The sequence below is a fragment of the Streptomyces sp. NPDC056373 genome (genome assembly GCF_042262425.1).
Classification (GTDB): Bacteria; Actinomycetota; Actinomycetes; order Streptomycetales; family Streptomycetaceae; genus Streptomyces.
In genome coordinates this window covers 17,845-32,090 of sequence record NZ_JBHJPX010000028.1, presented here as the reverse complement: position 1 = coordinate 32,090, position 14,246 = coordinate 17,845, and the positions used below count along the sequence as shown (strand labels likewise).

Sequence of the window (14,246 nt, the reverse complement as noted above, 5' to 3'; positions counted from 1 at the left end):
GAGCGAACAAGGGTCAGGCAAACAGGGTCAGGCAAACAAGGGGACGGCCCGCACACTCACGAGTGTGCGGGCCGTCCCCTCGTCCGGCAGTGGGTCAGCCCACGGCCACCTTCTCGCGCTCGCGCCGCTCGGCGCCCTGGCGTTCGCGGGCGGCCTCGGCCGCGTCCCGCTTGAAGGCCCAGTCCATCTTCGGCTCCATCGCGAACCGGAAGACGCGCTGTACCGGCTTGGTGCACAGCACCGTCACGACGGCGGCCGCGAGGACGGTCACGAGGATCTCACCGGCCGGCTGGTGCAGCCAGGACGCCTCGAACCAGCCCCGGTAGTCGCCCGCCTTCACCAGGAAGCCGTGCAGCAGGTAGCCGTAGAGCGTGCCGGCGCCGAGGGCGGTGAACCACATGTGGCGGCGCGGCACCCAGGCGAAGAAGCACGCGGTCAGCACCAGGGAGCAGCCGAACATCGCGAGCACCATGACCGGGCCGGTCCACCACGGGGCGCCCAGCTCCTGTGCGGCGTCCCGGTGGTAGAACCACGCGGTGTTCATCCGCGGCACGGCCCACCAGCTGAAGGCCAGGGCGGCCGCGAACACCGGCACCGAGGCGATCCGCACCGAACGGCGGCGCACCATGTGGAAGTGCTCGGGCTTCATGACCAGACCCAGCACGAAGAACGGCAGGAACTGCAGGACGCGCTGCAGGTCGAGGTCGTCGCCGATCTCAGGGGTGACGGTCGCCAGCATGGCGAGGCCGAGCGCGAGCGGCAGCGGCCAGCGCACCAGGTTCCAGATGGGGGTGGTCAGGCGCCAGATGAACAGCGCGACCAGGAACCAGGTCAGGTACCAGGGGTCGAGGAGGCTGATCTCCTGGTGCGGGTCGTTGTCGATGACCCGCTTGAAGAGCGGATAGGCCGTCTCGAAGATGATGTACGGCACGGCCACGCCGGTGATCAGGCGCTTCAGCCGGTCGGGCCGCATGTCGAAACTGCGCGAGAAGTAACCGGAGATGAGGATGAACGCCGGCATGTGGAACGCGTAGACGACCTGGTAGGCGGCCTCGAGTGTCCGGCTGTCGCCCTTGAGGGGCTCCCAGGCGTGGCCCATGGCCACCAGCACGATCGCAAGGTACTTGGCGTTGTCGAAGAACGCGTCGCGTTGCTTGCCGTTCTGCTTCTTCTGCGTGCTCTGCGGCGAGCGGGGGCTCGGCACTCCGTCGGCCGGCGAATGTGCCGGGGGAAGTGGCGCCCTGCGGTCGCCGTTCGGTCGCAGCGAGTTCGTCACAGACCCTCCCACCAGGAGCTCGGGGAGACGATCCGGGACCTCGCTGCGCGTGCGGGGGACGAGGCAGCGTGGAACATCTGAGGCACCCTAGCGTTCCGCGCAGGTATTCGTAAAACGCCGGACGTCATTCCTGGCTATTCGCTGCGCATACCCCGGATTACGGGTAGTTGACGGCGCTCTCGGCGTGATGGCCAACACATCGCCCGATGGTGGTTTGTGTGCACTGCCCCGGCCCTGCTTATCGTGATACTTCCGGACTAAGTGGTGCATAAGACCAGCAGGCGACTCCAGTGGAATGTCCGCTTCCGCCCCCCTTCGGACCCTGCCCCGCACAGGTGTTGATGACCCTGTGGCAACAATTCGAATTACCTGCGTACAGGTTGTGTGGAGACGGAAACGATTCGGCCGAATTCCCTGGGCGGGTGGCTCGTCGAATTGCCGTGCGACTGCTCGGAGTCGGGTCCCCAGGCACGGGCGGCTCACGCGCGCGAGGACGACACGGCCATGGTCGATGCGTCAGCGCCCGCATAGCCCGGCCGGGTTGGTGGCACGATGGTTCTGGCGGGGTGCGCAAGGTCGCGTCCCCGGGCCGGGAGAGCGGACCGACCGAGGGTGTGATCAGTTGTGGCCATTTCACTGTCTGTGGTGCTGCTGTTGGCAATCATCCTTGTGGTGTTGCTGAGAGGCGGATCCATCAAAGCCGGTCCCGCGATCGTGGCGGTCCTCTTCGGCTTCTTCCTCGCCTCGACCGGCATGGCCGACGACATCCAGCGGTTCCTCAACTCGATAGCGGAGACGATCAACTCCATCAGCTTCTGACCGGGACGACGCACCCTCCCGAGCCCCGCGCTGAGCGCCCCGGGCACGGGCGGTTACGCTCGCCCCGACCACAGGACGGTGCGTGACGGGGGGAACGTACGGGGATGGCGCTGCGCGATTCCGACCCGGCGAAGGTGGGCGGCTACCGGATCGAGGACCGCCTCGGCTCCGGTGGCATGGGCGTGGTCTACCTGGCCCGCTCCGCCTCCGGCCGCCGCCTCGCGATCAAGGTCGTGCACAGCCAGTACGCCGACGACGACGAGTTCCGCGCCCGTTTCCGCCGCGAGGTGGCCGCCGCCCGCCGGGTCAGCGGAGCCTTCACGGCCCCCGTCGTGGACGCGGACGCCGACGCCACGCACCCCTGGATGGCCACGCTCTACATACCGGGAGCGGACCTCGGCACCCACGTCCGCGAGAACGGCCCGCTCTCGCTGCCCCGCCTGCGCGGTCTCGCCGCAGGTCTCGCCGAGGCGCTGCGCGACATCCACCGCGCCGGTGTCGTCCACCGCGACCTGAAGCCGGCCAACGTGATGCTCGCCGAGGACGGCCCCCGCGTCATCGACTTCGGCATCTCCCGCGCAGCGGAGTTCGCCGCCTCGGACGCCCTCACCCAGACCGGGCGCGTCATGGGCACCCCGCCCTTCATGTCCCCGGAGCAGTTCGCCTCCCCGCAGGAAGTCGGCCCGGCCGCCGACATGTTCTCCCTCGGCTCGGTCCTCACCTACGCCGCCACCTGCCGCGGACCCTTCGACAGCCCGAGCCCGTACGAGACGGCCCTGCGCGTCGTCGAGGGCGAACCGGACCTGACCGGAGTCCCCGGCGAACTGCTCCCCTTCATCCGTGCCTGCCTGGAGAAGCACCAGAAGTCCCGCCCCGCCGCGGACGAACTGTTCACGCTGCTCCGTGAAGGCGACGCCCCAGGCACGCTCACCGTGCCCGGCACCGGCGCGCCCCGCCCCGTGCGCCCGTGGCCGGGCGCGCGGCCGACCGAGCCGGCCGGCACGGCCTGGCCCGAGGCGGCCCGCACCGGGCGGGGTACGACGTCCCACGCCCTGCCCGCCGAAGCGGACGAGGTAGCGGACGACGGAGCAGCCGATGTGGCGGACGGAGGGCTGCGCGAGGTTGCGGACGGAGGGCTGCGCGAGGTTGCGGACGGAGGGCCGGACGACGGAGTGCGCGCCGGGACGGGCGCCGGGCGGGGTGCGGCGCCGCACGGCGGTCCGGGCCGTCCCCTGCCGGACAGAACCCCGACGGCGCAGCCTCGGCCGCCGAGCGACCCGGCCGGGACAGGGCCGCCCGGGTCCGGACGCTCCCGCACCCGCTCCGGCACGCGCAGCCGCCGCCGGCACGGGCTGCTGCTGATCTCGGCCGCCGCGGCCGTCGCACTCGCCGCGATCGTCACCACGACCCTCACCCTGATCCGCGACCACGACCGCCCGCCCTCGTCCTCCGCCGAGGCGGCCGGCCCACCCGAGGGCGCGGCCGGCCTCCCCACGGGCTGGAAGCCATGGGCCGCCACCGCGAAGGCGCCCGAGGGCAGCGAGGGAGGCCTGGCCGGCACGGACACCTCCTTCAAGGGCTGCTCCGTCGTCGACGCCTCCCTCGTCTGCGCCGGCTCCGACCTCATGGCGGCCCGCTTCGGTCTCGCCGACGGCCGCAACACCTGGAGCCGCCCCGTCGACCCCACACCCGACGGCGCCACCGGCGACGAGGGCGCACTCATCGGCACCGGCGACGACCGCGTCTACGCCTACGGGTCCGAGGACGCGCAGGGCACGAGCGGCGTGGGGTCCAGCTACACGGTCTACGCACTGGCCGCCGGCACCGGCAAGGAACTGTGGCGGACCCCGACCGGCAGCGGAGAGACGGCGAGAGCCCCCGACGAGCCTCAGGGCGCTGCCACGGCCGTGCCCGAGGGCGTCATCACCTTCTACGGGCCGCAGGGCGACCAGTACGCCCTGCTGGACGCCGAGACGGGCAAGGTGCGCTGGCGGCAGCCGGAACCGCAGTCGGGCGGCGACTGCGTGCTGGACGCGGCGGCCGATCGCGCCTACCTGCTCTGCACCACCAGGGCGGACGGCGGGAAGACCGCCGAGACCACCGTCGCGCAGATCGATCCGGCCACCGGAAGGACCCGCTGGACCGTCGAGGCCGAGGGGGCCCTGCAACTGCTCGGCCGGCACGGGGGACGCCTGGTGCTCACGGACGGCTATGCCACGGCCCGGGGCCTCGTCCTGATCGACGTCGCCTCGCACGAGCTCACCGTGCGCCGACTGGCGAAACCCCGGCCCGAGGGATCGAGGGCGTACCTGGCACGCGGCACCGTCTACTTCACGCGCAGCAGCGGCGGCGTCCGCGCCGTCGCGCCGCTCACCGGGCGCACGCTGTGGGAGTCCAACTCCACCCTGGAGCGGCAGGGGCCGCCGGCGGCTTCGGCCACCCACGTGTACTTCGCGTCGCCCAGCGGCCGCCTGGCCGCGCTGAACGCGCGCAGCGGCAAGGTCGAGGACACCCGGGACGGCCGCGACGACGGCGGCCGGGTCGACAGCCTGCTCGTCACGTCCGGTGCGTCGCCCCTGCTCGTCGGCGACGCCCTGTACGTCCCGTACGGCGTCCGCTCCGTCTACACGGTGGACGTACGCCACCTCTGAGCAGGGGCCGGACGGGAGAAGCGGAAGCGCACGCGGGCCTCCTCGGCGCCGGAACACATGTCGGGCCCGGTTCCGGAGAACCGGGCCCGAGCCGTACGGGGCGGCCGACGGGAACCTCAGGCGGCCGTCTGCGGATACCGAGCCGACACGGCTTTCACCGCCGAGCCCGAGACGAGCACTCCCGACAGAGCGATCAGACCGGTCAGGGTGTCCTGGATCTGTGTCGCCGGGGCGTAGACGATCACGATGACGACGAGCAGGGCCGCCCAGTCCCGCGGGCGAGCGATTGACAGTACAGAGCGGGTGGGAACCACACTCATAGCGGTACCTCCTGGTACTCGGTGCCCGACCCACCGATCACGCCGCCAAGCCCGTTCGGTGGCGCGGGCCTCCTGCTTGAGCCCCATAGTGGCGCCTCTACCGGCCCGAGAGATCCAGAGCGCCCCGGACAAGGCCCACGGTCCCCCCGGACGGCCGAAGGCCCCCCGGCATGCGGAAGGCCCAGGGAGAGGCAGACAACCTCTCGCCTGGGCCTTCGGCGTTCAGAGCGGGCGACGGGAATCGAACCCGCGTAGCTAGTTTGGAAGACTAGGGCTCTACCATTGAGCTACGCCCGCACAGCACGCGCCGCAGGTCGGGCGACCGCGGCACAGAAAGCATCGTAGCGGGTCGGGCCCCCCGGCCGCACACCGCATTCCGGCCCGGGCCGACGAGGCGGAGCCGCGGTGGAAATGCGGCGGCCGCACCGCTCGTCGGCATGTACCCTACGTGTCGCACCAGACGGGGTGTGGCGCAGCTTGGTAGCGCGTCCGCTTTGGGAGCGGAAGGCCGTGGGTTCAAATCCCGCCACCCCGACCAGCCACCCGATCACCTCGCGTGATCGCCCATCGGATCACTCATGTGATCGCCTTTTGGGCGGTGTAGTCGCTGCCGTTACTATGCAAGCTGCACGCCCGTGTGTCTCATCGTCTGAAGTCCTCCGGGCGGCGAAATCCGCCGGGCCGTTCTGGCCCCGGCAGAAACCAAGAAGTCAGCCACAAGGAGACCGAACCGTGAAGAGCGCCGTGGAGACCCTGAACCCGACTCGGGTTCGGCTCACTGTCGAGGTGCCCTTCGAGGAGCTCAAGGACAGCCTCGACGCGGCGTACAAGAAGATCAACCAGCAGGTCACGGTGAAGGGCTTCCGCAAGGGCAAGGTCCCGGCCCGGGTCATCGACCAGCGGTTCGGCCGCGGTGCGGTTCTGGAGGAGGCGGTCAACGACGCGCTTCCGAAGTTCTACACCGACGCGGTCAACGAGGCCGAGCTCAACGTGCTGGGCCAGCCCGAGGTCGACATCACGGAGCTGAAGGACGGCGAGACGCTGAACTTCACCGCCGAGGTCGACATCCGCCCCTCCATCGAGATCCCGGACTTCTCCGGCATCGAGGTCGAGGTCGACGCGGTCGAGGTCACCGACGAGGACGTCGACAAGGCCGTCGAGGAGCTGCGCGAGCGCTTCGCCTCCACCGCCCCGGTCGAGCGTGCCGCCGAGGACGGCGACGTCGTGACGATCGACCTGCAGGCCAAGGTCGACGGCGAGGTCCTGGAGGACGGCGTCGCCGACGGCGTCTCCTACACGATCGGCTCCGGCGAGCTGCTGGATGGCATCGACGACGCCGTGAAGGGCCTGGAGGCCGGTGGCGAGGCCACCTTCGCCTCCGAGCTGAAGGGCGGCTCGGCCGCCGGCAAGGAGGCCGAGGTCACCGTCAAGGTCACCCAGGTCGCCAAGCGTGAACTGCCCGAGCTGGACGACGAGTTCGCGCAGCTCGCCTCCGAGTTCGACACCATCGAGGAGCTGCGCGCGGACAGCCGCAAGCGGCTCGAGAACATGAAGCAGTACGACCAGGCCACGCAGGCCCAGGAGCGTGTCCTGGAGAAGCTGCTCGAGCTGGTCGAGGTCCCCGTCCCCGAGAAGCTGCTCGAGGACGAGGTCAACACCCGCAAGCACAACCTCGAGCACCACCAGCTCGGCCAGATGGGCCTCGACCTCGCGAAGTACCTGGAGATCCAGGGCAAGAGCGAGGAGGAGTTCGAGACCGAGACCCGTGAGGCCGCGGTCAAGGGCATCAAGACCCAGTTCGTGCTCGACGAGCTCGTCAAGCAGGAGAAGCTGAACGTCAACCAGGAGGAGCTCACCGAGCACCTCATGCGCCGTGCGGCCTCCTCCGGCATGTCGCCCGACCAGTTCGCCCAGGCGGTCGTCGAGGGCGGCCAGGTTCCGCTCCTGGTCGGCGAGGTCGCCCGCGGCAAGGCCCTGGCCGTCGTGGTCGAGAAGGCCACGGTCAAGGACACCAACGGCGAGATCATCGACCTCGACGACGAGGAGGACGAGACCGAGTCCACCGAGGCCGCCGCCGAGGAGACCCCGGCCGAGTCCGCCGAGGAGAAGACCGAGGGCTGAGCCCCGGTCGTAGTGAGTTCGTGAGGAGGGCCCCGGGGTGTGAAACCCCGGGGCCTTCTTGACGCCCGGGAGGCAGCTCACCCTCAGGGGCGCGGGGAACTGCGCGACAAGCCCCCACACGCCCGCAGCCGCCCACCGGAAGATCCGCCCACGGCGAGACGGCACGGCCCCCCGGCGGAGCCCGTCGCGCTACGCCCCCGGCGAACACTCCCATCTCCGGGATTCCCCGAAGGGACCCGCGCGTTAGGGTCCATGAATACGAGGGCAGTGGAGTCTGCGAACGGCTCCAGCCCCGCAGGGAAACGTGAGACGGCCCGGCGCCGTCGTAAGACGAGCAGGTGGATACGTGACGAATCTGATGCCCTCAGCCGCCGGCGACCCTTCCATCGGTGGTGGCCTCGGCGACCAGGTCTACAACCGGCTGCTTGGCGAGCGGATCATCTTCCTCGGCCAGCCGGTCGACGACGACATCGCGAACAAGATCACCGCACAGCTGCTGCTCCTTGCCTCCGACCCGGAGAAGGACATCTACCTGTACATCAACAGCCCCGGCGGTTCGATCACGGCCGGCATGGCGATCTACGACACCATGCAGTACATCAAGAACGACGTGGTGACCATCGCCATGGGCCTCGCGGCCTCGATGGGCCAGTTCCTGCTCAGCGCCGGCACCCCCGGCAAGCGCTTCGCGCTGCCGAACGCCGAGATCCTGATCCACCAGCCCTCCGCCGGCCTGGCCGGCTCGGCCTCGGACATCAAGATCCACGCCGAGCGGCTGCTGCACACCAAGAAGCGCATGGCCGAGCTGACCGCGCAGCACACCGGCCAGACGATCGAGCAGATCACCCGCGACTCGGACCGCGACCGCTGGTTCGACGCCTTCGAGGCCAAGGAGTACGGCCTCATCGACGATGTGATGACGACGGCCGCCGGTATGCCGGGCGGCGGCGGCACCGGGGCCTGAGCGGTCCCCACGGGGCCTGTGGCGCCCCGTGAGGCCCACGGAGCCCTCCCGGGCCCCAGCGACCCCAGACAGCCCCAGCCGACCGCCTCAGCCCTTTTCAGGAGACACCGTGAACCAGTTCCCCGGCAGCGGGATCTACGACCGTATGCACGCCGTGCAGGACATGAACGCCTCGCAGGGCCGCTACACCGGCCCGGAGGCCGAGTCCCGCTACGTCATCCCGCGCTTCGTCGAGCGCACCTCCCAGGGCATTCGCGAGTACGACCCGTACGCGAAGCTCTTCGAGGAGCGCGTGATCTTCCTCGGCGTCCAGATCGACGACGCCTCCGCCAACGACGTCATGGCGCAGCTGCTGTGCCTGGAGTCGATGGACCCCGACCGTGACATCTCGGTCTACATCAACAGCCCCGGCGGCTCCTTCACGGCGCTCACGGCGATCTACGACACGATGCAGTACGTGAAGCCCGACATCCAGACGGTCTGCATGGGCCAGGCCGCCTCCGCCGCCGCCGTCCTGCTGGCCGCCGGTACGCCGGGCAAGCGCATGGCCCTGCCGAACGCGCGCGTGCTGATCCACCAGCCGTACAGCGAGACCGGCCGCGGTCAGGTCTCCGACCTGGAGATCGCCGCGAACGAGATCCTCCGGATGCGCTCGCAGCTGGAGGAGATGCTGGCCAAGCACTCCACCACGCCGGTCGAGAAGATCCGCGAGGACATCGAGCGCGACAAGATCCTCACGGCCGAGGACGCGCTGAGCTACGGCCTGGTCGACCAGATCATCACCACCCGGAAGATGGACAACTCGAGCCTGCGTTGAGGCAAGAGGCTGTAACGTCTGCCGCCCCTTGGCACGGTTTGGCTCGGTTCACGTCAAAGCGAACCGCGCCAAGGGGGGCCCGAACGGGGGGCCCGGCAAGGTACCGTCGGACATAAGGCAGCACCAGGAGTCCGCTGGACGTAGACGTCCAGGAGTCTCCCAGGCGAAGGGGAAGCACACCGTGGCACGCATCGGTGACGGCGGCGATCTGCTCAAGTGCTCGTTCTGCGGCAAGAGCCAGAAGCAGGTCAAGAAGCTCATCGCAGGGCCCGGTGTGTACATCTGCGACGAGTGCATCGACCTCTGCAACGAGATCATCGAGGAAGAACTCGCGGAGACCAGTGAGGTCCGCTGGGAGGAACTCCCGAAGCCCCGCGAGATCTACGAGTTCCTCGAGGGCTACGTGGTCGGCCAGGAGGCCGCCAAGAAGGCCCTCTCCGTAGCGGTGTACAACCACTACAAGCGCGTCCAGGCCGGCGAGAACGGCGGGGCGAACGGCCGGGACGACGCCATCGAGTTGGCGAAGTCCAACATCCTGCTCCTCGGCCCCACGGGCTCCGGCAAGACCCTCCTCGCGCAGACCCTCGCGCGCATGCTGAACGTCCCCTTCGCGATCGCCGACGCCACGGCCCTCACGGAGGCCGGTTACGTCGGCGAGGACGTCGAGAACATCCTGCTCAAGCTGATCCAGGCGGCCGACTACGACGTCAAGAAGGCCGAGACCGGGATCATCTACATCGACGAGATCGACAAGGTCGCGAGGAAGAGTGAGAACCCCTCCATCACGCGCGACGTGTCGGGCGAGGGTGTCCAGCAGGCCCTGCTGAAGATCCTGGAGGGCACCACCGCCTCGGTCCCGCCGCAGGGCGGCCGCAAGCACCCCCATCAGGAGTTCATCCAGATCGACACGACGAACGTGCTGTTCATCGTGGGCGGTGCCTTCGCCGGCCTGGAGAAGATCATCGAGTCCCGGGCGGGTGCCAAGGGCATCGGCTTCGGCGCGCAGATCCGCTCCAAGCGCGAGATGGAGTCCAAGGACCAGTTCCAGGAGGTCATGCCGGAGGACCTGGTCAAGTTCGGCATGATCCCCGAGTTCATCGGCCGTCTGCCGGTCATCACCTCGGTCCACAACCTCGACCGCGAGGCCCTGCTCCAGATCCTCGTCGAGCCGCGCAACGCGCTGGTGAAGCAGTACCAGCGCCTCTTCGAACTCGACGGCGTGGAGCTGGACTTCGAGCGCGAGGCCCTGGAGGCCATCGCCGACCAGGCCATCCTCCGCCAGACCGGCGCGCGCGGCCTGCGCGCCATCATGGAGGAAGTCCTCCAGGGCGTGATGTACGAGGTCCCGTCCCGCAAGGACGTCGCCCGCGTCGTCATCACGGCGGACGTCGTCCAGTCGAACGTCAACCCGACGCTGATCCCGCGGGACGCGCGGGGGCGGGGGCCGGGCGAGCAGAAGACCGCGTGACACAGACATGAGGGAAGGGCCCCGGTCTTCGACCGGGGCCCTTCCCTTTGTGTCTTCGTCCGCCGTCAGGCCTTGACGCGGATTTCCGGGCGGATCTTGGTGGTGATGTCGATCGCGGTGTCCTTGCTGGTCTCCTGAGCGGCCTCACGAGACGAGACCACGGCGATCGTGCTGTAGTCGGCCCAGGCGCAGAACCAGTTGGTCTGCTCCTTCTTGGTCAGCGGGTCCGGTCCCTTGGTCGCCTGGCACTTCATGACCGCGCCGTCCAGGTCCGCCTCCTCGGGCTCACCGATCAGCTCGGTCTTGCCGCTGCTGCTGCTGCTGGAGGAGTCCTTCTCGGCCGACTTCTTGAAGTTGGCGAAGAACGTGTCCAGGGCCGCCTCGGGGTCGGAGATCTCACCGTAGACGCCGAAGAACGAGGCACTCTTGGCCGTCGCCATCTGGGCCGCGGACGACGGGTCCGTGGGGTCGTACTTGGTGGGGTCCACGGTCGAGTAGGAGGCCAGTACCGACTTGCCGTTCTTGACGCCGCTCTTCTCCAGTTCCTTGGTGGAGTCGTCGCCGGCGGTCTCCCCGTCCTTGGTGATGCGGTTGTACTCGCTCAGCACCTTCGCCGGGGTGGCCAGCTTGTGCGGCCCGTCGTCCTCCAGTGCGCCCGCGCCACCGCCCCCGCCGATCACGAAGTACGCGCCCACGCCGATCGCCGCGACCACGGCCACCGCGCCGAGGATGATGCCGGTCTTCTTCTTGCCGCCGCCCGGGGCCGGAGGCTGGGGCACGCCGTACGGGGCCTGGCCGTAGGGCGGCTGCGGCTGCTGGCCGTACGGGGGCTGCTGGCCGTAAGGAGCCTGCTGCGGCGGCACGCCCTGCGGGGGCTGCTGCGGGTAGCCGTAGCCGGGCTGGGGCGGAGGGGCCTGCTGGGGATAGCCGTAGCCGGGCTGGGGCGCCTGCGGCGGCTGGCCGTACGGACCCGGCTGGCCGTACGGACCGGGCTGCTGAGGCTGCCCGCCGTACGGGCCCGGCTGGTTGTAGCTCATGTTCTGGGTTCCCCTCCAGATGCTTATGTGTTCCGGACATCCTGGCGCAGACCCGCCGTGTGCATGGCATCGGGGCCCCCACCGTTACAAACGAAACGCGTTTCGGGACCGGTCGGTGACACCTCTAAACTGACCCCCGTGACCGAGAACGCTCAGCAGCAGCCACCAGCGCCCAGCACCGACCTGCCGACCCAGTACGCGCCGGCCGACGTAGAGGGGCCGCTGTACGAGCGCTGGGTGGAGCGGGGTTACTTCGAGGCGGACGAGAAGAGCGACAAGCCGCCGTACACCATCGTCATTCCGCCGCCGAACGTCACGGGCAGCCTGCACCTCGGGCACGCCTTCCAGCACACCCTCATGGACGCCCTCACGCGCCGCAAGCGCATGCAGGGGTACGAGGCGCTGTGGCTGCCCGGCATGGACCACGCCGGTATCGCGACGCAGAACAAGGTCGAGCAGCAGCTCGCCGAGGAGGGCAAGTCCCGACACGACCTGGGGCGCGAGGAGTTCGTCGAGCGCGTCTGGCAGTGGAAGGAGGAGTACGGCGGCCGGATCCTCGGCCAGATGCGTCGCCTCGGTGACGGCGTCGACTGGAGCCGTGAGCGCTTCACGATGGACGAGGGCCTCTCCAAGGCCGTCCTCACCATCTTCAAGCGGCTTTACGAGGACGAGCTGATCTACCGCGCCGAGCGCATCATCAACTGGTGCCCGCGCTGTCTGACGGCCATCTCGGACATCGAGGTGGAATACCAGGAGGACGCGGGCGAGTTGGTCTCCATCCGCTACGGCGAGGGCGAGGACAGCCTGGTCGTCGCGACCACGCGTGCCGAGACGATGCTCGGTGACACGGCCGTCGCCGTCCACCCCGACGACGAGCGTTACAAGCACCTCATCGGCAGGCAGATCAAGCTCCCGCTGACCGACCGCACCATCCCGGTCGTCGCCGACGCCCACGTCGACCCCGCGTTCGGCACCGGTGCGGTCAAGGTGACGCCGGCGCACGACCCGAACGACTTCGAGATCGGCCGCCGCCACGACCTGCCGTCCCTGACGATCATGGACGAGCACGGTGTGATCACCGTCCACGGCCCCTTCATCGGCCTGGACCGCTTCGAGGCCCGCTCGGCCGTCGTCGGCGCTCTCAAGGAGCAGGGCCGCATCGTTGCCGAGAAGCGCCCGTACATGCACTCCGTCGGCCACTGCTCGCGCTGCAAGACCACGGTCGAACCGCGCCTGTCCATGCAGTGGTGGGTCAAGGTCGGCCCGCTCGCCAAGGCGGCCGGTGACGCGGTCCGCGACGGCCGCGTCAAGATCCACCCCGAGGACATGTCGAAGCGCTACTTCGACTGGGTCGACAACATGCACGACTGGTGCATCTCGCGCCAGCTGTGGTGGGGCCACCGCATCCCGATCTGGTACGGCCCGGACGGCGAGGTCGTCTGCGTCGGCCCGGACGACGAGCCGCCCACCGGCGAGGGCTGGACCCAGGACTCCGACGTCCTGGACACCTGGTTCTCCTCCGGCCTGTGGCCGTTCTCCACGCTCGGCTGGCCGGAGAAGACCCCGGAGCTCAAGAAGTTCTACCCGACCGACGTCCTGCTCACCGGCCACGACATCATCTTCTTCTGGGTCGCCCGGATGATGATGTTCGGCCTCTACGCCATGGACGGCGAGGCCCCCTTCCACACCATCGCGCTGACCGGCCTGGTCCGCGACGAGTTCGGCAAGAAGATGTCGAAGTCGAACCCGAACGCCGTGGACCCGCTGGTCTGGATGGACGCCTACGGCTCCGACGCCGTCCGCTTCACCCTCGCCAACGGCGCCAACCCGGGCGCGGACGTGCCGATCGGCGAGGACTGGGTCAAGGCCTCCCGGAACTTCACCAACAAGATCTGGAACGCCACCCGCTTCGCCCTCATGAACGGCGCCACGATCGAGGGCCCGCTGCCGGACGCCTCCGAGATGTCCGCGGCGGACCGCTGGATCCTCTCGCGCCTGAACACCACGGTCGCCCAGGTCGACGCGTACTACGACGACTACCAGTTCGCGAAGCTCGCCGACGCCCTCTACCACTTCGCGTGGGACGAGGTCTTCGACTGGTACGTCGAGCTGTCCAAGACCACGTTCTTCGCGGGCGGCGAGCCGGCCAGGGTCTCCGGGCGGGTCCTCGGCGAGGTCCTGGACGTGATGCTGCGGCTGCTCCACCCGGTCATCCCGTTCGTCACGGACGCCCTGTGGACCACTCTGACCGGCGGCGAGTCGCTGGTCGTCGGCGACTGGCCCACGGACTCCGGGTTCCGTGACAAGGCCGCCGAGCAGGAGATCGAGCTGGTTCAGCGGGTCATCACGGAGGTCCGCCGGTTCCGCAAGGACCAGGGCCTGAAGGACGGCCAGAAGGTCCCGGCCCGCCTGGAGCTGAGCGGCACCGCCCTGGCCCCCCACGAGGCCGCCATCCGCCAGCTCCTCCGCCTCCAGCCGGAGGGCGACGCCTTCACCGCCACGGCGACCCTCCCGGTCGCCGGTGCCGAGGTCGCCCTCGACCTGTCCGGCACGATCGACGTGGCGGCGGAGCGCAAGCGCCTCGCCAAGGACCTCGCCGCGGCCGAGAAGGAGAAGGCCCAGGCGAACGCCAAGCTCGGCAACGAGGCGTTCCTGGCGAAGGCTCCCGATCACGTCGTCGACAAGATCCGCACCCGCCTGACCAAGGCGGAGGAGGACATCACCCGCATCCAGTCCCAGCTGGAGCGCCTGCCGCAGGCGTAAGGGCACGTGC

Annotated in this window: 10 protein-coding genes and 2 tRNA genes; 8 read left to right on the top strand and 4 right to left on the bottom strand. The window is 69.4% G+C overall.

The genetic code is table 11. The features are described 5' to 3' along the window. Positions 1–94: 94 nt before the first annotated feature. Positions 95–1,204: an acyltransferase family protein gene (locus tag ACFCXS_RS37820; protein WP_376647871.1), complete on the bottom strand. Its 1,110-nt coding sequence runs from the start codon at positions 1,202–1,204 to the stop codon at positions 95–97. Positions 1,205–1,900: 696 nt separating this feature from the next. Here ACFCXS_RS37820 and ACFCXS_RS37815 point away from each other — a divergent pair. Both ACFCXS_RS37815 and ACFCXS_RS37810 read left to right on the top strand, forming a co-directional pair. Beyond that, on the top strand, positions 1,901–2,095 hold the full coding sequence (locus ACFCXS_RS37815; protein WP_003990237.1) for a hypothetical protein: 195 nt from the start codon (positions 1,901–1,903) through the stop codon (positions 2,093–2,095). 104 nt (positions 2,096–2,199) lie between these two features. After that, positions 2,200–4,746, top strand: coding sequence for a PQQ-binding-like beta-propeller repeat protein (locus ACFCXS_RS37810; protein WP_376647870.1), 2,547 nt, complete (start codon positions 2,200–2,202; stop codon positions 4,744–4,746). A gap of 116 nt (positions 4,747–4,862) precedes the next feature. On the opposite strand, the gene ACFCXS_RS37805 is transcribed toward ACFCXS_RS37810, so the two are convergent. Next, positions 4,863–5,066, bottom strand: a complete 204-nt coding sequence (locus ACFCXS_RS37805; protein WP_376647869.1) for a hypothetical protein — start codon at positions 5,064–5,066, stop codon at positions 4,863–4,865. A gap of 226 nt (positions 5,067–5,292) precedes the next feature. Beyond that, positions 5,293–5,363, bottom strand: a tRNA-Gly gene (locus ACFCXS_RS37800). 164 nt (positions 5,364–5,527) lie between these two features. Here ACFCXS_RS37800 and ACFCXS_RS37795 point away from each other — a divergent pair. From ACFCXS_RS37795 to clpX, 5 genes are all read left to right on the top strand, one after another. Then, positions 5,528–5,604, top strand: a tRNA-Pro gene (locus ACFCXS_RS37795). A 194-nt stretch (positions 5,605–5,798) separates the two neighbouring features. After that, the gene (tig, locus tag ACFCXS_RS37790) at positions 5,799–7,187 is read left to right on the top strand and encodes a trigger factor (RefSeq protein ID WP_376647868.1); all 1,389 of its coding nucleotides are present in this window, start codon (positions 5,799–5,801) and stop codon (positions 7,185–7,187) included. A gap of 358 nt (positions 7,188–7,545) precedes the next feature. Continuing rightward, entirely contained in the window at positions 7,546–8,151 is a 606-nt protein-coding gene (locus ACFCXS_RS37785) for an ATP-dependent Clp protease proteolytic subunit (protein WP_376647891.1), read from the top strand. Positions 8,152–8,260: 109 nt separating this feature from the next. Next, complete coding sequence (locus ACFCXS_RS37780; RefSeq protein ID WP_376647867.1) at positions 8,261–8,968, top strand: ATP-dependent Clp protease proteolytic subunit; 708 nt, start codon at positions 8,261–8,263, stop codon at positions 8,966–8,968. A 181-nt stretch (positions 8,969–9,149) separates the two neighbouring features. Beyond that, the gene (clpX, locus tag ACFCXS_RS37775; protein ID WP_010041898.1) at positions 9,150–10,436 is read left to right on the top strand and encodes an ATP-dependent Clp protease ATP-binding subunit ClpX; all 1,287 of its coding nucleotides are present in this window, start codon (positions 9,150–9,152) and stop codon (positions 10,434–10,436) included. A 65-nt stretch (positions 10,437–10,501) separates the two neighbouring features. On the opposite strand, the gene ACFCXS_RS37770 is transcribed toward clpX, so the two are convergent. Beyond that, the gene (locus tag ACFCXS_RS37770) at positions 10,502–11,473 is read right to left on the bottom strand and encodes a hypothetical protein (RefSeq protein WP_376647866.1); all 972 of its coding nucleotides are present in this window, start codon (positions 11,471–11,473) and stop codon (positions 10,502–10,504) included. Positions 11,474–11,611: 138 nt separating this feature from the next. Between ACFCXS_RS37770 and ACFCXS_RS37765 the strand changes: the two genes are divergently transcribed. Next, complete coding sequence (locus ACFCXS_RS37765; RefSeq protein WP_376647865.1) at positions 11,612–14,236, top strand: valine--tRNA ligase; 2,625 nt, start codon at positions 11,612–11,614, stop codon at positions 14,234–14,236. Positions 14,237–14,246 lie beyond the last annotated feature (10 nt).

What these genes read in the sequence shown, in the direction of transcription:
- ACFCXS_RS37810 (WP_376647870.1), top strand. Translation starts at nt 2,200, where the DNA reads ATGGCGCTGCGCGATTCCGACCCGGCGAAGGTGGGCGGCTACCGGATC.
- ACFCXS_RS37805 (WP_376647869.1), bottom strand. Translation starts at nt 5,066, where the DNA reads ATGAGTGTGGTTCCCACCCGCTCTGTACTGTCAATCGCTCGCCCGCGG.
- ACFCXS_RS37785 (WP_376647891.1), top strand. Translation starts at nt 7,546, where the DNA reads ATGCCCTCAGCCGCCGGCGACCCTTCCATCGGTGGTGGCCTCGGCGAC.
- ACFCXS_RS37770 (WP_376647866.1), bottom strand. Translation starts at nt 11,473, where the DNA reads ATGAGCTACAACCAGCCGGGCCCGTACGGCGGGCAGCCTCAGCAGCCC.